The sequence below is a fragment of the Pseudooceanicola sp. genome (assembly GCF_041987405.1).
Lineage (GTDB): Bacteria > Pseudomonadota > Alphaproteobacteria > Rhodobacterales > Rhodobacteraceae > Pseudooceanicola.
Genome location: NZ_JBHIWR010000001.1, coordinates 479,860 through 500,316 on the forward strand (window position 1 = coordinate 479,860; position 20,457 = coordinate 500,316).

General features: G+C 65.7%; 20 protein-coding genes. 10 read left to right on the forward strand and 10 right to left on the reverse strand.

The genetic code is table 11. From position 1 onward, the window contains the following. Positions 1 to 53: 53 nt before the first annotated feature. From ACFC2Y_RS02310 to ACFC2Y_RS02330, 5 genes are all read right to left on the reverse strand, one after another. On the reverse strand, positions 54 to 434 hold the full coding sequence (locus ACFC2Y_RS02310; RefSeq protein ID WP_375173440.1) for a DUF934 domain-containing protein: 381 nt from the start codon (positions 432 to 434) through the stop codon (positions 54 to 56). Further along, positions 431 to 1,192 carry a phosphoadenylyl-sulfate reductase gene (locus ACFC2Y_RS02315; protein WP_375173441.1) on the reverse strand — a complete coding sequence of 254 codons (762 nt, stop codon included), beginning with the start codon at positions 1,190 to 1,192 and terminating at the stop codon, positions 431 to 433. Before ACFC2Y_RS02315 ends, ACFC2Y_RS02310 begins: the two co-directional genes overlap by 4 nt. Then, positions 1,182 to 2,855 carry a nitrite/sulfite reductase gene (locus ACFC2Y_RS02320; RefSeq protein ID WP_375173442.1) on the reverse strand — a complete coding sequence of 558 codons (1,674 nt, stop codon included), beginning with the start codon at positions 2,853 to 2,855 and terminating at the stop codon, positions 1,182 to 1,184. Before ACFC2Y_RS02320 ends, ACFC2Y_RS02315 begins: the two co-directional genes overlap by 11 nt. A 91-nt stretch (positions 2,856 to 2,946) precedes the next feature. Beyond that, complete coding sequence (locus ACFC2Y_RS02325; RefSeq protein ID WP_375173443.1) at positions 2,947 to 3,258, reverse strand: DUF2849 domain-containing protein; 312 nt, start codon at positions 3,256 to 3,258, stop codon at positions 2,947 to 2,949. Next, positions 3,258 to 4,253 carry an NAD(P)-dependent oxidoreductase gene (locus tag ACFC2Y_RS02330; RefSeq protein WP_375173444.1) on the reverse strand — a complete coding sequence of 332 codons (996 nt, stop codon included), beginning with the start codon at positions 4,251 to 4,253 and terminating at the stop codon, positions 3,258 to 3,260. Before ACFC2Y_RS02330 ends, ACFC2Y_RS02325 begins: the two co-directional genes overlap by 1 nt. 145 nt (positions 4,254 to 4,398) lie before the next feature. Here ACFC2Y_RS02330 and ACFC2Y_RS02335 point away from each other — a divergent pair, with 145 nt between their 5' ends. Continuing rightward, on the forward strand, positions 4,399 to 4,860 hold the full coding sequence (locus tag ACFC2Y_RS02335; RefSeq protein WP_375173445.1) for an Lrp/AsnC family transcriptional regulator: 462 nt from the start codon (positions 4,399 to 4,401) through the stop codon (positions 4,858 to 4,860). Positions 4,861 to 5,017: 157 nt separating this feature from the next. Continuing rightward, complete coding sequence (infC, locus tag ACFC2Y_RS02340; RefSeq protein ID WP_375173741.1) at positions 5,018 to 5,560, forward strand: translation initiation factor IF-3; 543 nt, start codon at positions 5,018 to 5,020, stop codon at positions 5,558 to 5,560. A gap of 89 nt (positions 5,561 to 5,649) precedes the next feature. Here the strand turns inward: infC and ACFC2Y_RS02345 are convergent, their stop codons facing one another. Both ACFC2Y_RS02345 and ACFC2Y_RS02350 read right to left on the reverse strand, forming a co-directional pair. Continuing rightward, positions 5,650 to 6,660 (reverse strand): molybdopterin-binding protein, encoded by a 1,011-nt coding sequence (locus tag ACFC2Y_RS02345; RefSeq protein ID WP_375173446.1) that lies wholly within the window; start codon positions 6,658 to 6,660, stop codon positions 5,650 to 5,652. Position 6,661: 1 nt separating this feature from the next. Continuing rightward, positions 6,662 to 7,630, reverse strand: coding sequence for an XdhC family protein (locus ACFC2Y_RS02350; protein ID WP_375173447.1), 969 nt, complete (start codon positions 7,628 to 7,630; stop codon positions 6,662 to 6,664). Between the two features lie 56 nt (positions 7,631 to 7,686). Between ACFC2Y_RS02350 and ACFC2Y_RS02355 the strand changes: the two genes are divergently transcribed. Continuing rightward, on the forward strand, positions 7,687 to 7,890 hold the full coding sequence (locus tag ACFC2Y_RS02355) for a hypothetical protein (RefSeq protein ID WP_375173448.1): 204 nt from the start codon (positions 7,687 to 7,689) through the stop codon (positions 7,888 to 7,890). Here the strand turns inward: ACFC2Y_RS02355 and ACFC2Y_RS02360 are convergent. The 3 genes from ACFC2Y_RS02360 to ACFC2Y_RS02370 form a co-directional block, all read right to left on the reverse strand. Further along, on the reverse strand, positions 7,865 to 9,829 hold the full coding sequence (locus tag ACFC2Y_RS02360; protein ID WP_375173449.1) for an OmpA family protein: 1,965 nt from the start codon (positions 9,827 to 9,829) through the stop codon (positions 7,865 to 7,867). The two genes, ACFC2Y_RS02355 and ACFC2Y_RS02360, sit on opposite strands and share 26 nt — an antisense overlap. 96 nt (positions 9,830 to 9,925) lie before the next feature. Continuing rightward, complete coding sequence (locus tag ACFC2Y_RS02365) at positions 9,926 to 11,185, reverse strand: VWA domain-containing protein (protein ID WP_375173450.1); 1,260 nt, start codon at positions 11,183 to 11,185, stop codon at positions 9,926 to 9,928. 69 nt (positions 11,186 to 11,254) lie between these two features. Continuing rightward, positions 11,255 to 12,163, reverse strand: a complete 909-nt coding sequence (locus ACFC2Y_RS02370) for an AAA family ATPase (protein WP_375173451.1) — start codon at positions 12,161 to 12,163, stop codon at positions 11,255 to 11,257. Between the two features lie 234 nt (positions 12,164 to 12,397). Between ACFC2Y_RS02370 and ACFC2Y_RS02375 the strand changes: the two genes are divergently transcribed. The 7 genes from ACFC2Y_RS02375 (at position 12,398) to pyrC (ending at position 20,404) form a co-directional block, all read left to right on the forward strand. Beyond that, positions 12,398 to 13,462, forward strand: a complete 1,065-nt coding sequence (locus tag ACFC2Y_RS02375; RefSeq protein WP_375173452.1) for a glycosyltransferase family 2 protein — start codon at positions 12,398 to 12,400, stop codon at positions 13,460 to 13,462. Further along, a complete protein-coding gene (locus ACFC2Y_RS02380; RefSeq protein WP_375173453.1) occupies positions 13,462 to 14,121 on the forward strand; it encodes a hypothetical protein in 660 nt (219 codons plus the stop codon). The genes ACFC2Y_RS02375 and ACFC2Y_RS02380 overlap by 1 nt, the downstream gene beginning before the upstream one ends. After that, entirely contained in the window at positions 14,118 to 16,466 is a 2,349-nt protein-coding gene (locus ACFC2Y_RS02385) for a glycosyltransferase family 2 protein (RefSeq protein ID WP_375173454.1), read from the forward strand. Before ACFC2Y_RS02380 ends, ACFC2Y_RS02385 begins: the two co-directional genes overlap by 4 nt. Continuing rightward, positions 16,466 to 17,215: an FkbM family methyltransferase gene (locus ACFC2Y_RS02390; protein ID WP_375173455.1), complete on the forward strand. Its 750-nt coding sequence runs from the start codon at positions 16,466 to 16,468 to the stop codon at positions 17,213 to 17,215. The genes ACFC2Y_RS02385 and ACFC2Y_RS02390 overlap by 1 nt, the downstream gene beginning before the upstream one ends. Beyond that, complete coding sequence (locus ACFC2Y_RS02395; protein ID WP_375173456.1) at positions 17,215 to 18,267, forward strand: glycosyltransferase family 2 protein; 1,053 nt, start codon at positions 17,215 to 17,217, stop codon at positions 18,265 to 18,267. Before ACFC2Y_RS02390 ends, ACFC2Y_RS02395 begins: the two co-directional genes overlap by 1 nt. A gap of 137 nt (positions 18,268 to 18,404) precedes the next feature. Then, positions 18,405 to 19,325, forward strand: a complete 921-nt coding sequence (locus ACFC2Y_RS02400; protein WP_375173457.1) for a phosphoadenosine phosphosulfate reductase — start codon at positions 18,405 to 18,407, stop codon at positions 19,323 to 19,325. Positions 19,326 to 19,369: 44 nt separating this feature from the next. Continuing rightward, the gene (gene pyrC, locus ACFC2Y_RS02405) at positions 19,370 to 20,404 is read left to right on the forward strand and encodes a dihydroorotase (RefSeq protein ID WP_375173458.1); all 1,035 of its coding nucleotides are present in this window, start codon (positions 19,370 to 19,372) and stop codon (positions 20,402 to 20,404) included. The last annotated feature ends 53 nt before the right edge of the window (positions 20,405 to 20,457 follow it).

Below are 20,457 nucleotides of genomic sequence, written 5' to 3' on the forward strand. Positions count from 1 at the left end.
GTCTCGGCTCATGCCGCTCCCTCTATCGTCTCATGCGAGAAAGTGAAAGTGTGTCAGCCCGCGCGCAGCCGCGACTGATAGTCATGGGCCTGCCAGCTGGCGCGGAAGGCCCATTGCTCTTCCGGCTGGCGGGCGGCGAGATCGTCGGAGATTTCCACCTCGTCGAACCCCGACCGGCGGGCCATGGTGTATTGATCGGCGATGACATGCCCGGCAGCCCGCAGGCGGCCGGAGAAGCCCCGACGACGCAGGACGGAGGCGATGGTGAATCCGCGCCCGTCCGCAAAGCTGGGGAAGTCCACGCGGATCGCATCCGCGCCGTCGAAATCGACCGTTTCGGGGTCCGTGTCGGACGCGAGGTCCAGCACCGTTCCGGATATCGTCAGGGCATCCGCATCGCGGGAGAATCCCTTGTCAGTGACCAGCACGCTCATGCGCCGCCTCCTCTCACCATCTTGCCATCCACGAAATGGATGCCGCATTCCGTCTTGTCTTCGCCGCGCCAGCGTCCGGCGCGGGGGTCTTCGCCCGGGGCCACCGGCGAGGTGCAGGGCGCGCAGCCGATGGAGGGATAGCCCCGGGCCACCAGCGGGTGACGCGGCAGGCGGTTTTCCTCCATGTAAGCGCGGACATCGTCCGGTTCCCAATGGGCCAGCGGGTTGACCTTGATCCGGTGTGGACCGTCGGCCTCGAAAAACTCCAACGCGGCACGCGTGGCACCCTGGAACCGCTTGCGCCCGGTGATCCAGCCGTCGAAATCGCCCAGGGCCTTCTGCAGTGGCCGGGTTTTGCGCAGGTCGCAGCAGGCATCGGTGTTGAACTGATGCAGGTCGCTGTCCGGATCTTCGCGGGTCAGCTCCAGCGGGTTGGCGCGGATGACGCGGATATCCTGGAGATGCAGGCGTTCGGCCAGTTCGGCCTGATAGTCCAGCGTTTCCGGAAACAGCATCTGGGTGTCGATGAACAGAACCGGCGTCGCAGGGTCGACCATGGCCACGAGGTGCAGCAGGACCACCGATTCCGCCCCGAAGGAGGAAACGAGCGAGATGCGCCCGGCCTCCGGATCGTTCAGCGCGCCCTCCAGCACCGATGTCGCGCCGTGGTGGCGGTATCGGTCGTTGAGCGCGGCCACCCGTTCCGCCTGTTCGGGCAGGACGGGGGCGCTGAAATCTATCGCGGCTTCAGGCGGCATGAGCTTTGGCCTTCGCGTCGTCGTAGAGCGCGGCCTTGAACGGGTCGAGCCCGAGTCGGCGGTAGGCCATCAGGAAGGTCTCGTCCGGGCCTTCGCGATGCTCAAGATAGGCCCGCACGATCCGCTCGATTGCGTCGGTGATCTCGTCATAGGCGAAACCGGGGCCGGTGCGCTGGCCAATGGCGGCCTCTTCGGTGCCGTCGCCGCCCAGGGTGATCTGGTAATTCTCCACCCCTGCCCGGTCGAGGCCGAGGATGCCGATATGCCCGACATGGTGATGCCCGCAGGCGTTGATGCAGCCGGAGATCTTCAGCTTCAGCGGGCCAACGTCATGTTCCAGCTTCAGCTCTTCGAAGCGTTCGGCGATTTCCTGGGCCACCGGGATCGACCGGGCGGTCGCCAGGGCGCAATAGTCCATGCCCGGGCAGGCGATGATATCGGAGATCAGGCCGATGTTGGCCGTCGCGAGGTCCGCCTCGCGCAGGCCGGCATAGAGGGCCGGCAGGTCGGATTTGTGGACATGCGGCAGGATCACGTTCTGTTCGTGGCTGATGCGCAACTCGTCATGGCCGAATTGCTCGGCCAGGTCGGCCAGCACGCGCATCTGATCAGACGAGGCATCCCCCGGCGTCGCGCCGTGCTTCTTGAGCGAGACGGTCACGATGGCATAGCCCTCGGCCCGGTGCGCGGCGAGGTTGGTATCGGCCCAGGCGCGGAAGGCGGGGTTGGCGTCGCGCGCGGCCTCATAGGCATCGGTCGGGGCGTTGCGGAAGGCCGGCGGGGCGAAATGCCCTTCGATCTCGCGCAGCATCTCCTGATCGACGCCGCTGAAGGCAGGCCTGATCTCGGCAAAGCGGGTCTCGACCTTCTCGCGGAAGGTGTCCAGACCGGTTTCATGCACGGTGATCTTGATCCGCGCCTTGTACTTGTTGTCGCGGCGACCGATCAGGTTATAGACGCTGACGATCGCCTCCATATAGGGCAGCAGGTCTTCAGGCGGCAGGAAGTCGCGGATGACCTTGCCAATCATCGGGGTCCGACCCAGGCCACCACCGACAAGAACCTCATAGCCCGGCTCGCCCTTGTCATTGCGGATCATCCGCACGCCGATGTCATGCGCCTTGGTCACGGCACGGTCGTTCGGCGAGCCGGTGACGGCGAACTTGAACTTGCGCGGCAGGAACTGGAATTCCGGGTGATCGGTGGACCATTGGCGCAGCAGTTCGGCCACAGGACGCGGATCGGCGATCTCGTCCGCGGCGGCGCCGGCGAAATGGTCGGCGGTGACGTTGCGGATCGTGTTGCCGGAGGTCTGGATCGCGTGCAGCTGCACCTCGGCCAAGGCATCGAGGATATCGGGCACATCCGGCAGTTTGGGCCAATTGTACTGAATGTTCTGACGGGTGGTGAAGTGCCCATAGCCCTTGTCCCACTTGTCCGCGATCATCGCCAGCTGCCGCATCTGGGCCGACCGCAGGGTGCCATAGGGGATGGCGACACGCAGCATGTAGGCGTGCAGTTGCAGGTAGAGGCCGTTCATCAGGCGCAGTGGGCGGAATTCATCCTCCGTCAGCGATCCGTCGATGCGGCGTTCGACCTGCTGGCGGAACTGGGCGTTCCGCTCTGCCAGAAAGGCGGTGTCGAAGTCGTTGTAGCGATACATGGTGCGGGTCCTTCCGTGCCCCTTTCGATGCCGGGGCCTCTTCGGGGTTGGGTGGGTCGTTCGGGGGAATGGCGTGTGGCGGGGTCCCGGATCAGGTCCGGGACAGGTCCTCCGCCTGCTTGCCGTGGTGGTAGTTGGAGGGGCCGGTGCGGCGGAAGTCCTCGCGGAAATGCGTAGGTTCAGGACCGCCATCGCCGCCCACCATGTCGGCCAGGTAGGCACCGACGATTTCCGACTGACGGCGCGAGGCGTCGATCAACCGGGCTTCGGCCACGGCTTCGTCCGTCAGCAGTTCCGCTTCGGAGAGGTCGCGGCTCCAGCGGTCATCCTCGGTCAGGTAGACGACATCACCTTCGAGAAGGGCGTTGGCGGTGATCACTTTGGGCGTAAAGGCGCGGGGCATCAGGCCTGCTCCTGTCTCTGAGTAACGGTTTCGGCGGCAAGGCCGGGGATCATTGTGACATCAGCACCGGCCGCGCGGGTCGCGGCTGCCAGGGCCTCGCCGATCGGACGACACGAGAGGTAGAGGACATGACGTCCCCCCTTGGCGTGCTGCGCGAGCAGTTGCGGCAGGGGCGGGATAGACGGGGCATAATGCAGCGTCAAGAAATCCGCCTCGCGCCGGGCCAATTCCAGGATTTCGGGAGCGATATCTGCATCATAAATGACCACATCGACACTATCGAGGGCGCGGCGGGTCTTCATCACCAGCAGGTCGGGATCGTCGGATCCGGTCCAAGCCAGGGTGACGCGCGGGGCTGTGCCATGACCTGACAGATGTTGGTCGAGCAGCGCGGTCAGCGCCGCGTCGAGGTCGGCCGCATCGGCATGGGCGGCGGGGCCTGCATGATCGAACCAGTCCGACCAGAACAGGCGGCGGGCCTCGCCATGGGGCAGCGCCTCCGCCCGGGTGCGGAACTCCGCTGCGGCCCGGGCCAGGGGGCCAGTGGCGACCGGCAGGTCCGCTTCGAGCGCGGCCTTGATCTTGCGGGCCAGGACCGGCGCGGTGCCTTCGGTGCCGATAGCGACGGTGACCGGTGCGCGGTCGACCATGGCGGGGGTGATGAAGTCGGAGGCGCCCAGGTTATCGACCACATTGACCAGCACACCGTCGGCGCGGGCGAAGGATTCCGTCCGGGCATCCATGGCATCATCTTCATCTGCGGCATAAACAAGGGTCGCGCCGTTCAGATCCCCGCGCTGCAGGTCGCGCTGGTACAGGCGAAGACGGTGCTGGCGGGCCCAGGTGGTGATCTCGGGCGCGGGATTGGCGGCGTAGACCTCGATCCGCGCCGGTGTCTTCATCAGCAGACGCAGCTTGGCCAGCGCCGCCGCCCCGCCGCCCGACAGCAGGACACGGGCGTCCGCCATGGCGAGGAAGATCGGGAAGTGCTGCATTGGCTCGGCCTTTCGGTCTGGATTGACACCCCTCTAGAATAGGAAATATTCCCTGTGTCACACCAGTGCGCGGCCCAAATAAGAACGATTTTCCCTGCCAAAGCAGGTCGAAGACAGGAATCCCGCGAACGAGAGGAATATCGGAATGGCGGACCAGTTAGACGAACTCGACAGGAAAATCCTTTTGCAATTGCAGCAGGACACCACCCCGTCGATCGAAGATATCGCCCGGACCGTCGGGTCGTCGAAGACCCCTGTCTGGAACCGCATCCGCAAGATGCGCGAGCGGGGAATCATCACCCGGGAGGTGGCGATCCTGGATGCCGATGCCCTGGGGTTTGAGGCCTGTTTTTTCGTGCTGATCCGCACCTCGGAGCATGATGCGGCCTGGCAGGCGGCCTTTCTCAAGGCGCTGCGCGAACGTGCCGAAGTGCAGGAGGCGCACCGGCTGGCCGGGGACATCGACTATATCCTGAAGGTCCGGGTCCCGAACGCAAAGGCCTATGACGTGTTTTATCAGGCGCTGATCACAGAGGTGAAGATCCACAACGTGACCGCCCTGCTCTCGATGGAACAGATCAAATCCACGACTGCCCTGCCCCTCTAGGCTGCGCCGCGCGACGTCGGACCGCCCGACGCCAGGCGCGTTCGGGCAGCCCCGAATTGGGCCGGGGCGGCGGTTTCGTCCATTTGTCGCTTGAAAGGCCACCCTTGCGACACTAGTTTACGCGCTCACGAACACCGGCCACAAAAGGACCAGAAAAATAGCTCGCAGACCTCACAACGCGCCGCCGACCCGTGATACCGGCCCCCGCGTGAACGATCGCATCCGTTGCCCCGAAATCCGCCTCATCGGCGCAGAAGGTGAAAACCTCGGCGTGGTGACGCCCGAACGGGGCCTTGAGCTGGCCGAGCAGGCCGATCTGGACCTTGTCGAAATCTCTCCGAACGCCAATCCGCCGGTCTGCAAGATCATGGACTTCGGCAAGTTCAAATACGAGACGCAGAAACGCGAGGCCGAAGCTCGGAAGAACCAGAAGGTCATCGAGGTGAAGGAGGTGAAATTCCGCCCCAACACCGACACGCATGACTATGACGTCAAGATGCGCAACGTGGTGAAATTCCTCGAAAAAGGCGACAAGGTGAAGGTCACGCTCCGGTTCCGCGGACGCGAGATGGCGCACCAGAACCTCGGGCGGGAACTGCTGGAGCGCGTGGCGGAAGATGTCCAGGAAATCGGCAAGGTCGAGAACATGCCGAAGATGGAAGGCCGCCAGATGGTCATGATGATCGGTCCGGTGAAGTAAGCTTCGCCGCATGACGGTACGAACGGGCGGCCCTGCGGGGCCGCTTTTCTTTTGTTCGGTCCTGTCGGTCAGCAGTCCTGCAGGCCCGGTCACCCCGACTTACGGCCCGCCCTCGGTTGCGGACGCGTCGGGATTTCCTTGAGCAGCCCGCCGACCCCCATCCCCGCGATGTCCGAATCCGTCACCGGCACGCCGCAGGCGATACGCGACAGCACCCAGTCCGCCCCGTTCAGCGCGGGCGACCGGGCACAGCCGGGCAAGCCGATCACCGGCTGCCCCGCCAGATCACCAACGAACAGCAGATTGCCCGGATCGACCGGCATGCCGAAGCGTTCCACCTGCCCTCCCGCATGGCGTAGCGCGGCCGGGGCAACATCCTGCGCATCGGAGGTGGCCGAGCCGGTGAGGATTAGCGTCATGTCCGCGTCGGATGCGGCGGTCAGGGCGGCGGAAAGGTCATCCTCCCGATGCGGCACGGTCACGGTATCGGTCAGCGTCATGCCAAGCGCCTCCAGCCGTGCGGCGATGGCCTTCACGCCCTTCTCACCCGCCCCGCCGGGGATGGTCGTCACGATCAGGCGCGCGCTTTGCAGACAGACGGGGCGCAGGCGCAGGGCGGTACGATCCCGCAGCAGGGCCTCGGCCTCCGCCACCGCCGCGCCAGGGACGGCGTAGGAAATCACCTTGATCGTGGCGACCATGCCGCCCGACGTCATCTGCTGCATCTGCGGCACGGTGGCGACGGTCAGCATCGGGTCGATCCGGTTGAGCGCGGTGATCGCCGCCACGTCCAGGTCGACCACGCCGGCAACGTCAGCAATCAGGTTGACGCGGCCGGTGAAGGGATCGGTCAGTCGCAGATGCGCGGCCGCGGGATCGGGGACCAGCGCCCTGGCCAGACGGGCGGCGGCCTCGTCCTCTCCCACATCGCCGGGGTCGAGGCGGGCGCAGATCACCTCCGCCAGTCCCTCCGCCCGCATCTGGTCCAGCTGCGTGGCGGTCAGCCGTTGACCCTTGCGGAGACGGCCGGAGGCGGTGCCGACGGAATGGGCAAGGATCGCGCCCTCCGCCTCATCCAGGGGAACGGGGCCGAATTTCACCTCAGGCGCCCTTCCTCAAGACGCGCGTGACCTCGGCGATGACCGACACGGCAATCTCCTCCGGTCCCGCCGCGCCAATGTCGAGGCCGACGGGGGCGTGGATCCGGGCGATCTCCGCTTCGGTAAATCCTTTGGCCGTCAGACGTTCGACCCGTTTCGCATGGGTCCGGGTGGAGCCGAGCGCCCCGATGTAGAACGCACCGGAGCGCAGGCCAAGCTCCAGCGCTGGATCGTCGATCTTGGGGTCATGGGTCAGCAGGACGAGGGCCGTGCGGGTATCCAGCGGACGTTGTTTCAGCGCCTCGTCGGGATAGTCGTCGATGATCGTCTCGCCGGGAAAGCGGCTTTCGGCGGCGAAGGCGGGGCGCGGGTCAATGATCAGCGGATCATATCCGGCGATGCGGGCCATGGGGACCAGCGCCTGGGCGATATGGACGGCCCCGACGATGGTCATGCGCAGGGGCGGGTTGTGGATGGCGACGAAGGTTTTCGCGTCCTCCTCGAACCCGGAGCGGTCGGCGCGGAACCGGTCGGGATAGTCCTCTGCACCGGCAATCTTGCTCGTCCAGTTCTCGGTGTCGATGACATGGGCGACGGGCCCGCGCCGCTCCCGCGCCTGGCAGAGCGCCTCCAGCGTCGCTACGGGCAGACCGCCGTCAAAGCCGACGGGTTGCAGCAGGATGCGGATCGTGCCGCCGCAGGCCAGGCCCACGGCAAAGGCATCGTCATCGGAGACGCCATAGGTCAGCACCACGCTCTTGCCGGTTTCCAGCGCCTCGAAGGCTTCGGTCACCACCGCCCCCTCGACGCAGCCGCCCGAGACGGAGCCCGCCAGATCCCCCTCGCCCGAGACCGCCAGCATGGCGCCGACGCGACGCGGGGCGCTGCCCCAGGTCTCGACCACCGTGGCCAGCGCGGCACCCTTGCCTGCGCGGTGCCAGTCCAGCGCCTGTTCCGGTGTCCTGTCCATCGCGGCCTCCTCCATCGGCATGCGCCTGCCCGCGTACCCGAAGGCATCGGCAACAGATGGCCAATATCGGCGCTCACATGATTGGGATCAAGGAATCCTTCACCGAAAACTGTAATGATGCGGGCATCGGCCCAGGCTTCACTTCGTTCGAGGCACCCTATCCCCAGATTGGGCCGAAAGAGGCCGGACAGGATACCCTGCCCGGCCTTCTTTCCTTAGTCTTTCCGCCCTTTATCAGCTGCCGGTCAGAAGCGGCGTGATCCGGCGGACGGAGGCGCGGCGGTTTTCGCGTTCGGCTCCGGCGGTGCGGATCTTGAGGTCCGACTCACCATAGCCTTGCACCACCATGTTTTCCGGCGGGACGTCGAAGAACTCGGTCAGCGCCAGCGCCACGCTTTCCGCCCGGCGGTCTGACAGAGCGAGGTTGTAGCTGGCTGCGCCAACGGCGTCCGTGTGACCTTCGATCAGGAAGACCTCGCCCGGGTTCTCCTCAATCGTCTGGCGCATCAGGGTGCCGAGTTGGGCCAGTTCCTCCGCCTCGTCGGGCCGGATGGTTGCGGAGCCGGTTTCGAAGTTGATATTGTCGACGTCGATTTCGGGCACCAGATCACGCACCGCGGTGATGTTGCGCACCTGGCTGAGCGAGAAGCGACGGTCGATTTCCTGCGGCAGGCGGGCCTGCAGCGCGGCGCGAAGTTCCTCTTCCTGCGCCTGCTGGAAATTGATCGATCGGTCGGCGCGGTCGGTCTGCGGCAGTTGGTTCACCTCGACCTGCTGCGCCACCTGGGTGTCGTCGAACAGGACGACACGGTTGCCATTGGCCAGGATACGGGTGCGGCGCAGAACCGTGCCGTCAGCGGCGCGAACGGTTTCGATCTGCGTGCCGTCCTCGCGCGTGGCCACCGTACGGGTGGAGCCGTCGTCATAGGCGTAGGTCTTCACGTCGGTGCCCGGCTGGAACATCAGAACGTCATCGTTCTTGTAGACCCTGTAGCTGCCATCCGGCTGCTGCACGACCACGCGGTCGCCGGAGTTCGAGACTACCTCGGACCCGTTGTTCAGGATCTGGCCGACGGCCAGCGCGCCCAGTCCGAAGAGGGCGATCTTGCCAATGGTGTCGAGCCCGCTTCTGTTGTCCTCCGCCTCGGCTGCCGGGGCGGCGGCGGTGGCGCTGGTTTCGAACTCCTCGGAGGAGGAGCGCGCCGTTTCCTCGGTCACGGTCTGTTCGATGACCTCGGCAGCCTCGGCATCCGCATCAGCGGTGGCAGCCATAGACGTCGCCTGTTCCTGGGCTGCTTCGGCTTCGGTCGCGGCCTGGCGCGTGGCCTGTTCTTCGGCGCTTTCGTTGGTCAACGCGTCGAGCTGGGTTTTCAGCTCGTCGACCTCGGCCTGCAGTTGCTGCTGGCCCTCATCGACCGCTTCGGCCACCGGGTTTTGCTCTTCCGTGGGTTCGGTCGGGGTCTCGTCGGTCTGCGCATCCGCAGTCGCGTCGGTGCTGGCCTCCGCATCGGTGGTCGCATTGGCGCTACCCCCGGCCTCCGCGGTCGCCGTGGCCTCGCTATCGGTGGTTGCGTCAGCCGTCGTTTCAGGGGCCGTTTCGGGCGTATCCGTTGCCGCGGGTTCGTCCGCGGCCTGCGCCGTCGTGTCGGCCTCACCTTCGGCGTTCGCTGTGGCATCTGCATCCGCGGTGGCGTCTGCCTCGGCTTCGGTGTTTGTGTCTGCCGCGGCCTCGGCCGTGGTTTCAGAGGCGGCGTCTGCGGCCGGGTCTTCGGTTGCGGCGGGTTCTTCTGTTGCCGCCTGCGCTTCGGGCGCGGCTTCGGCTTCCGCCTCGGCAGTCGCTTCGGCTTCATCGTCGCCGGTCAACGCCTCGACGCCTTCGGTGACGGCCCCGACGGCGCGGTCGATCAGCGACTCCTCTTCCTCAGCCGTCTGAGCCTGTTCGGTGGCCTCATCGCTGGCTGCAGCGGTGTCATTTGCGGCGTTGGCCTCTGCCTCTGCTGCGGCTTCGGCCTCTGCCTGCGCCTGCTCTTCGGCGAGTTGCTGGCGCAGAGCCTCGAGCTCCGCCTCCGTCATGCCGGTCGTATCGACGCCAAGCGCGGCTTCGAGTTCGGCGGCGGTCTGGGCCATGGGAATTGTCGGGACGGCAAGGCTGAGGCTCAGCACGATCGCCGTGGTGGATTTCAGAAACGTGGAGGTCATGGTCGTGTTCCTTTCCTTCTCCGCACATCGCGGACCTGTGAAAAAAACGCCGGATCACCCGAATTGGTTCACTGTTATCCAATAGCAACCGTGTTTTCAGGCATTTAGCATGGCCATTAACCGTGATTTCTCACCCTGATCCTCGGGCCGGGAGAGCGCCTGGGCGAGATCCTCGATCGTGGCGATGGAATGGCCGGCGCGGAAGCTGTCGACATGGGGCAGCATCGCGGCGATGCCGCGCGCCCTGGGCGCAAAGCCCTGCCATCTGAGCAGCGGGTTCAGCCAGATCAGGCGGCGGGCGGAGAGGTGCAGGCGCTGCACCTCATGTTCCAGAGCCGCCGGATCGCCCCGGTCCAGCCCGTCGGTGATCAGCAGGACCACCGCCCCCTGCCCCATGACCCGCCTGGACCAGTCGCGGTTGAAGTCGTGCAGGCAATCGCCGATCCGCGTGCCGCCTTCCCAGTCCCGGGCCTCTGCCCCGGCGGCGGCCAGCGCCTGATCGACGTCGCGGTTGGCGAGGTGGCGGGAAATATTGGTCAGCCGGGTGCCAAAGGTGAAGGCGTGGACTTTTGCCCAGCCCGCGCCCTTTTCATTGGCCACCGCGTGCAGGAAGTGCAGCACCATACGGCTGTATTGCGACATCGACCCGGAGATGTCGCAGAGCGCGACCAGAGCAGGCCAGCGCGTGCGCGGGACATGCCGTGCGAGGTCGCGGATTTCCCCGCCGTTGCGCATGGCCGCGCGCAGGGTGCGGGCGGCGTCGATGCGCGCGCCGCGGGGCGAAGCCTGACGGCGGCGGGTTGGCATGGGTTTCACCGGCAGGGTCAGCTTGGCCAGCATCCGCTTGGCGCGGGCGATCTCCTCCGTCGACATCTGCTCGAAATCGAGCGAGCGGAGGCGTTCCTCTTCGGACATAGTGAGCGAGGCGTCGACCTCGATCTTGGTCTCCTCGCCCTGCTCCTCCTCCCGCTCCGGCGCGGGTTGGTCGGCCCCGTCCAGCAACGCCTCGGCGGCGCGTTTCTCCGCCGCTTCGGCGACGCGCTCCTCCTGCACACCACGGATGGCGGGCAGCATCATGGACATCATATGTTCCATGTACTGCGGGTCGCGCCAGTAGAGGCGGAAGAGCTGGGCAAAGGTCTGGCGATGCTGGGGGTGCGAGACGAAGCAGGCGTGGAGCGTCCAGTAGAAGTCGCGCTTGTCGGTAAAGCCTGCCGCCTCGACCGCGCGGATGGCGTCGAGGGTGCGGCCTGGTCCAATCGGCAGACCCGCCTTGCGCAGGGCGCGGGCGAAATGGGTGATGTTTTCGGCCAGTCGCGGGTGATCGGGGAGGGCGAGATCGGGAATCTCAGGCATGGCGGTTACCGTCGACGGGGGCGCTGCCCCCGACCCCGGGATATTTTCGGCAAAAAGAAAGCAGGCCCGTCATGCCGGGGCGAGCGTGGCGCGGGCCTCGTCCAGCAGGCGCTTGGCCTCCGACCCTTCGAGTTTTGCGATGTCGTCCTGATACTTGAGGATCGCGCCGAGGGTGTCGGCGATGGTCTGGGGCGACAGTTCGATCACATCAAGGGCGAGCAGGCATTTCGCCCAGTCGATGGTTTCGGCGACGCCCGGTTTCTTGAAGATATCCTCGGTGCGCAGGCGCTGGACGAAGGCGACAATCTCGCGCGAAAGGGTCTCGGAGGCCTCGGGCGCGCGGGCGGTGAGGATTTCCATCTCACGGGCGAAGTCGGGGTAGTCGACCCAGTGGTAGAGACAGCGGCGCTTGAGGGCATCATGCACCTCGCGCGTGCGGTTGGAGGTGACGATGACAATGGGCGGCTCTGGCGCCTTGATGGTGCCGAGTTCCGGGATCGTGACCTGAAAATCCGACAGCGCCTCCAGCAGGAAGGCCTCGAAGGGTTCGTCGGTGCGGTCCAACTCGTCGATTAGCAGGACGGGCGGCCCCTCGGGCTGCGAGCGCATGGCCTGCAGGAGGGGGCGTTCGGTCAGATAGTCGGCGGAGAAGAGCTCCGTCTGGAGGAGGTCGCGGTCAGCGCTGCCCGCGGCCTCGGCCGTGCGGATGGCGACCATCTGCGCCGGAAAGTTCCATTCATAGACGGCGGAGGCCGCATCCAGCCCTTCGTAGCATTGCAGGCGGATCAGGCGACGACCGAGGCCGGTGGCGATGGCCTTGGCGATCTCGGTCTTGCCGGTGCCGGGCTCGCCTTCGAGGAAGAGGGGTTTTCCCAGGCGCAGGGCGAGATAGACAACGGTCGCAAGGGCGCGGCCCGCCACGTAATCCTGCCCGGCAAGCATGGTCTGGACGTCGTCGATGGAACTTGGCGCGGTCATGGTGTCCTCCGGTTCGGGAAAGAACTGCATGCGGGCGCGGCGGGGTCAAGTCTACGAGATGTAGCGGGGGCGGGTTGCGGGCCGACGAAACGTTGACGCAGCGACGGGCAAGTGCGAAACTCCGCGCAAGCAAACAAGGATGTTCCGGGCCTGGGTCACGGGGCACACCTAGGGCCCGAGAGCAGGTTCCGGGACAGATGATGATGTGGGGCCCGAACGGGCAAGGGTGGGGTCATGCGCGTTACCGCCGTGACATGCGTGAAAAACGAGGGTCCGTTCCTGATCGAATGGATCGCCTTCAACCGCCTGATCGGCGTGACGGATTTCCTATTCTATTCAAACGATTGCACCGACGCGACGGATCGGATGCTGGATGCTCTGGCTGATGCCGGCGTGGTGACGCATCTGCCCAATCCGGCGGAAGGTCGCAATTACCAGATGGAGGCGCTGAAGGACGCGCGCGAACAGGCGCTGGTGGCGGAGGCGGACTGGGTCTGGATCGCCGATGTGGACGAGTTTCTGAACATTCATGTGAGCGATTACACGATCCCGGCGCTGATCGAGGCCTGCGGCAACCCGCAAGCGATCTCGGTGCATTTCCAGATGATGGCCAATGGCGGGGTCGAGGCGTTCGAGGATCGCCCGGTGATCGCGCAGTTCCACCGCAGCCATAACCCCGACATCTGGTGCGGCGAGTTCGCGATCGAGGTCAAGACACTGGTTCGACGAGATTTTCCCTTGCAGTATTACGGGGCACATCGGCCGTTCTTTCCGGTCAAGAAGGTGCGGGCCAAGCCGACCTGGACCGATGGGTCGGGCCGCCCCGTACCGCCGCGGTTTCTGGTCGCCGCCAATGCGCGCCGCATCCGCAAGTTCCCGGCGGCAGGGGCACGACGTCTGGCGACGCTCAATCACTATGCGCTGCGGTCGCTGGACAGTTACCTGGTCAAGAACGACCGCGGGGACGTGAACCGCGAGAACCGGGCCTTTGACGACAGCTATTGGCGCGAGCGCAATGATGTGGCCTACGAGGATCGGTCGATCCTGCGCTATCTGCCTGCATTGGAACGGGAAATCGCGGCGCTGAAGGCCCTGCCGGGGGTGAGCGCGCTCCATGAGGAGGCCTGCGACCTGCACCGCGCCAAACGCAATGCGCTGCTGGCGCAGCCGGAGTATCGGGCGATGCGGGATCAGTTGAAACAGGCGGGCACGCTCTGTCCGGCGGAGGAGGCGCTGCTGGTCTCACTCGGCCTGACGCCGCCGCCCTCGCCCTTTGCGCCCCTGTCGGAGGCCCGCTGATGGAGAGGCTGCGCGTCGTCAACCTGGGCCTGCCGAAATCGGGCACCACCACCCTTGGCAAGGCGCTGAGCGAAAGTGGGTTGCATACCGTGGATCACCGGTTGCATGGCAAGCTGACCGCCAAGCCGGAGTTGAAGGGGCTGTTCACGGCCCATGTTATGTATGAGGATTTCTTCCGCTGCGGCGATCCGCTGGCACGGCTGGAGGAGTTCGACGGTTTCGGCGAAATCTCTGCCCTGCACGACGGCAACCCGGCCTATCCGCAGATGGATGCCAAGGTGATCGAGGCCATCGCGCGGCATCATCCCGGGGTCCGCTTTGTCGCCTCATGGCGGGATCCAGCGGCGCTGAGCGCCTCCATGGTGAAATGGAACAACCTGGTGAAGCGGCTGGAGCGGAACAGCCTGCCCGGGTTGCCCGTGGGCTATGGCGGTAAGGAGCATGAGCGGCTGGCCTGGATCGAGGGGCATTACGCCTTTCTCGACCGGTTCTTTGGCGGGGATGATATCTACCTGCGGCTCAACGTGGCCGATCCGGAGGCGGCGGAATTGCTGGGCGGCCATATCGGTCATCCGATTTCGTGGTGGGGCACGGCGAATGCGAACACGAAGGCCAAGGATGCGCCCGGGGCGTCCGGTACGGCGTCGGGCGGGGCGTGAAGATCCATCTGCATATCGGGCTGGAGGGCTGCGGCGTGCTGCGCCTGCAGGAGGTGCTGGCCGACAAGCGCGCGCAACTGGAGGGCAAGGGCGTGCTGTTTCCGCGCGGCCCGGGCCCCAAGAACCATACCCGGCTGTTCATGGCAGTGACCGATCCGGACCGGCCGGAGCCGCTGCGCATGGCGCGGGGGTTCGGCGACCCGGACCGTCAGGAAGAGTTGCGCAGCCAGATCGCCGAGGGGCTGGCCCGGGATGTGGCGCGGGCGAAGCCGGATGTGCTTATCCTCTCGGCCGCGCAGCTTGGGGTTGGCCTGACCGCGCGGGCGGAGCTGGAGCGGCTGCGGGACATGCTGACGCCGCTTTCGGACGACATCACGGTGACGGCCCATCTGGACGATCCGGCGCGGCTGCTGGCCTGGAATTACGCGGCGCAGGTTTTCGAGGGGCGCGCGCGAGGGCTGGACCTGGAAATCGGGCTCATGAAGGAGCGGGATTGGTGGCAGGCCTGCATGGCGGCGACGCCACGCTCCGATCCCGACAGGGGTGTGTTTTCGCAGGTGCAGGGCCCGGCCTTCTGGCTGGACTATCAGGCGCTTGAGGCGTTCTGGGAGGGGACCTTCGGCGCAGGCGCCGTTCGCTTCCGCCGCTATGACCCAGCCCGCTGGTCCGCGCCGGAGGTGACGGAGGAGCTTCGCGCCGCCTTTGATATCCGTGACCAGATCGGCAAGGCCGAGCCCTGGACGCCGCCACAGCCCCCCTCCGCCGAATGGCTGGCCCGCTCGCGCGAGATGAACGACCTGCTGATCCGATTACTCGCGCTTGGCGATCATGTGTTGCCCCGCCCCCTCTGGCGGAAGTTTCTGGAGGAAATCCGTGTCGGCGGTGCGCCGATCGACCCGGCGAGCCTGGCTTTCGTCGCGGGTCGGTTCAGCGCGGGGATCCAGGCGCTGAACGACCGGCATCCGGATCTGGACCTGCCGGTGCCGGAGGTCCCGCCGGGCCGTCATGGCTGGGGCGAGCCCGCACCTCACCGGGGGTTCCGCGCCTCGCAATACCTGCTGGCCTGGCTCTGGCGGGTGGAGCGCGCGACGACCGAGGCCGCGAAGGCCGATCATCACGCCAGCGAGGCCGAGAGCGCGGCAGAGGACGCCGTGGCAGGCCTGTCGAAAGAGGCCCGGGCGATCATGTCGCCCCTGGCCGTCGAGAAATACGCCTCGCTCCAACGCTCCTCCTTCAAGCCGCACAACCGCCTTGGCCGGGTGAACGAGGAGGACCGCGCCGCCCCCTATGCGCCCGCCGCGCCGCGCGCCCTGCCCCCCGGCTCGACCGGGCGGGTGATCGTCGGCTGCATGAAGAACGAGGCGCCCTATATCGTCGAATGGGTCGCCTATCACCGCGCCATCGGGTTCGACAATTTCCTGATCTACACCAACGACTGCACCGACGGGACCGATACAATCCTCCAGCGGCTCGACCAGATGGGGATCGTGCAGCACCGCAATAACGACAATTGGTCCGGCCAGTCGCCGCAACAGTGCGCCCTGGATGCCGCGCTGGAGGAGCCGGTGCTGCAGCAGGCCGAGTGGATCGCCCATATCGACGTGGATGAATTCGTCAACGTGCGCTGCGGCAACGGCACGCTGGACGATTTCCTTGCCGCCGTGCCGGAGGCGACGAATGTCGCGATGACCTGGCGGCTCTTCGGGCATGGCGGGGTGACCGACTTGGCCGATCGCCCGGTGATCGAACAGTTCACCGCCTGCGCCCCGAAATTCTGCCCCAAACCGCATACGGTCTGGGGCTTCAAGACGCTCTTCCGCAATATCGGTGCCTATTCCAAAATGTCCTGCCATCGGCCCAACAAGCTGAACGAAGAGATGGCGGGCAAGGTCATGTGGGTGAACGGCAATGGCAGCGTCACCACGAAAGAGATGCTCAAGAACGGCTGGCGCAGCTCCAAAAGCTCCATCGGCTATGACCTGCTGCAACTGAACCATTACGCCCTGCGCTCCGCCGACAGTTATCTGATCAAACGGCAGCGCGGGCGGGCGCTGCATGTCGACCGCTCCATCGGGCTGAATTACTGGATCCGGATGGACTGGTGCGACTATACCGACGTGACGATCCAGCGAAACCTGCCCCGCCTGCGGGCAGAGATGGACCGCTTGCTGGCCGATCCGGAACTGCGTCGCCTGCATGACACGGGCTTTGCCTGGCACCAGGCCAAGGCGGCGGAACTGCATGACAAACCGGAGTTTCAGGAGCTATACGAGCAGGCGCTGAAAATCCGGCTGAACGAGGCGGAGCGGGTGGCCTATGCCCTTGCCCAGGATCTGGAGAGCTGATGGACCCCGTCGATCATTCCGACCGCTTCCCCGGCTCCTCCGACCCCGCGATGCGGGAGAGGCTGGCCAGCAACGGCAAACTCGCGCATATCACCAGCCATGGCGTGATCTTTCCGACCGACCTGCCGCCGATGCTGCACAAGACCCGGCGGCTGCTGGACCAGAACGGCTATGAGGACAAGGAAACCGCCGCCGCACTGCGCGTCGTACAAAAGGGCGACCGGGTGGTCGAACTGGGGGCCGGCATGGGCTACATGTCCTCGGTCGTGGCCAGGAACTGCGCCCCGGCGGAAGTTCACGCCTTCGAGGCCAACCCCGCACTGATCCCCTGTATCCGCCGGGTTCATTCGGAAAACGGCATCACCAACGCAACCGTGCACCACGCGCTTCTGGGGCGAGAAGAGGGCGTGGCGACCTTCTATGTGCGGCGAGAGTTTGTCGCCTCCTCCATGCTGCCCGACCCGGTGGAGGATGTAATCAGCACCCATGAGGTGCCCGTCCGCCCCGCCCGCGACACCATCGCGGCGCTTCGGCCCGATGTGCTGATTTGCGACATCGAAGGGGCGGAGGAGATGGTTCTGCCGCTGCTCGATCTGACGACCCTGCGCGCGGCGATTGTCGAGCTGCACCCGCAATACATCGGGTTGCAGGGCGTACAGCGGGTCTTTGACGCGATGCGCCAGGGCGGGCTCACCTACAATCCGCGCCGCTCCAACGGCAAGGTCGTCACCTTTTCGAGGCCCGGCTGATGCGTGTCCTTGCCGTCCTGACCCTGCGCAACGAAGGCGCCTTCCTGCTGGAATGGCTGGCCCATCACCGCGCCTGTGGCTTCACCGATTTCCTTGTCTTTTCCAACGATTGCCAGGACGGCAGCGACAAGATGCTGGACCGGCTGGAGGAGATGGGCCTGCTGACCCATGTCCGCAACGACGGCCCCTATGATCAGGGCGGCATCCAGTTCACCGCCTACAAGATCGCCGACCGGATGGAGATCGTACGCCAGGCCGACTGGATCGCCACGCTGGATATTGATGAATTCGTCAACATCCATGTCGGCGACCGCAGCATAGGCGCACTGATCGAGACGCTGGACTGGGCGTCGGCGATCACCCTGACCTGGCGGCTGTTCGGCTGCAGCGGGCAGGCTCGCTATCACGACCGGCCGGTGACCCAGACTTTCACCAAGGCCGCGCCGGTGGTGATGTACTGGCCCTGGCGCTCGGCCATGTTCAAGACGCTCTACCGCAATGACGGCACCTACGGGAAACTCGGCGTGCATCGTCCCCGGGCGCCCGACAAGGGCAGGCTGGCACAAGTCAGATGGGCCGATGGCGAGGGGCGCGAGTTGGATGAGAAGTTTCACACCACGCGGATCTTCTCCAACTACGGGCGATCGAATTACAGATATGTCCAGTTGAACCATTACCCGCTCGGCGCGATGGAGAGTTATGTGCTCAAAGCTGCCCGGGGCCGCGCGGTGCATTCCGATCACATGCTGGGTGTCGATTACTGGGTGGAGCGGAACTTCAACCAGGAGGAGGACCTGTCGATTCAGGCCCTGGCCCCCCGGATGCAGGCGGAGCTGGAGGCGCTGAAAGCGGACCCGGTGCTGGCCGGGCTTCATGACCGATCGGTGGCCTGGCGTCACAACCAGTTCGAAGAGCTGATGAAACAGGAACCCTTCCGCGCACTCTTTGGCCGGTTGCTGATGACACCACCAACCCGCGCCCTGCCCCTGCGGGAGGCGCGGTTCCTGGTCAACTACGCCAATCTGGCGCGGCTTGAGACGCCGGAGACATAGCTACCGCGCCCGGACCCCGGCTTGATCAGGCACCGATTTGCGCCTGACACGACCCCCCTCCTTTTCGGCAGCAGAAACCGATGGCAAGACTTGTTAAGGTTTCCTAATACCACATCCGATTCGCACAAGGACATTTGATGGACGGCACCCCTCCCCGCACCGATCTTTCGGGCCTGGACAAACCGGAATGGACGCGGCGTGTCATGGCCCGGGCCGAAATGGAGGGCGCGGCGGACAGGCTGGGCCGGTCGCATTTCGCGGCGTTCCTCAAATCGGGCAGCACCCTTCTGGTGACCTTCGAAACCGTGCAGGGGATGCGCGGGCTGACCGAGTCCGCCCAGCCCCTTGGCTGGAACCTGGCGCAGCGCCAGGGCTGGTCGCATCTGCTGCTGGCCTGTGACGGCGACACCTGGTTCCGCGCGCCGGAGGTCTACGGCTATTTCGACCAACTGATCGACGAGGGCTTCTTCGACGAATTCGACAACGTGGTCTTTTACGGCGCGGGCCCCTGCGGCTATGCGGCGGCGGCCTTTTCGGTGGCGGCGCCGGGCAGCACCGTGGTGGCGATCCAACCGCAGGCGACACTGGACCCCCGCGTCACCGAATGGGACGACCGCTTCACCCATATGCGCCGGACCGATTTCACCGACCGCTTCGGCTTTGCCCCCGACATGATCGACGGCGCGGCGCGGGCCTTCGTGATCTACGACCCGGCAGAACCGCTGGACGCGATGCATGCGGCGCTTTTCACCCGGCCCAATGTCACGAAATTCCGGATGCCCTACATGGGCGAGGCGCTGCAATCGCACCTGCTGTTCATGAAACGGCTGTTTCCGCTGATCCAGGCGGCCGCCGAAGACCGGCTGACGGATCGCTTTTTCGCCGGTCTCTTCCGGGCGCGCCGTAACCACTTGCCCTATCTGCGGCGTCTGCTGACCCGGCTGGAAGCGCATGACCGCAGCGGGTTGATCGAGGTGCTCTGCCGCCATGTGACCGCCCGCTACACGGCGCCGCGTTTCGCACGCCGCCTGCGGGCACTGCGCCAGAGCGAAGAGTGACGCCCACCCTTTCCAAGACCGGCTGAACGGGGTAATCGCCTCGCATGACCGAAAGCCTCACGATCCGCCGCCCCGATGACTGGCACCTGCATCTGCGCGATGGCGCGATGATGGAAGCCGTTTTGCCGGAAACCGCCCGCACCTTTGCCCGGGCCATCATCATGCCCAACCTCGTCCCGCCCGTGGTGACCGGGGCCGATGCCGCCGCCTATCGCGACCGCATCCGCGCCGCCCTGCCCGAGGGGATGAGCTTTCAGCCGCTGATGACCCTCTACCTGACCGAGGACACCGATCCTGCGGATGTGGCCCGCGCCCATGCGGAGGGGATCGCGACGGCGGTCAAGCTATACCCGGCCGGCGCCACCACCAATTCCGCCTCCGGCGTGCGCGACTTCGACAAGGTGCGCGCGGTGCTGGAAAAGATGGCCGAGATCGGCATGCCGCTTTGCACGCATGGCGAGGTGACCTCGCCAGAGGTCGACATTTTCGACCGTGAGGCCGTCTTCATCGACACCGTGCTCGACCCGATCCGCCGCGCGACGCCCGGCCTGCGCGTGGTGATGGAACATATCACCACCTCCCACGCCGCCGATTACGTCCGCGCGAACGACAGGGGCCTCGGCGCGACGATCACGACGCACCACCTGATCATCAACCGCAACCACATCCTCGTGGGCGGGATCAAACCGCATTACTACTGCCTGCCCGTCGCCAAGCGCGAGGAACACCGCAGGGCGCTGGTTGCCGCCGCGACCTCGGGCGATGCGCGGTTCTTCCTGGGCACCGATTCTGCCCCGCATCCCGATCACCTCAAGGAACATCCCTGCGGCTGCGCGGGCTGTTTCACCGCCACCAACACCATGCCGCTCCTCGCCCATGTATTCGAAGCCGAAGGCGCGCTCGACCGGCTCGAAGGGTTCGCCTCGCTTCACGGCCCGGCCTTCTATGGCCTGCCCGCGAACGAGGAGACACTCACCCTCACCAAATCCGACCAGCCCACGACCTTCCCCGCGAAGATCGATTGCGAGGTCGGCCCCGTCACCGTCTTCGACCCCGGATTTCCGGTCTACTGGTCCTGATCTTCATCTTTCCGGAAATACTCCCGCCGGAGGCATCCGCCCTCTCCATTCGC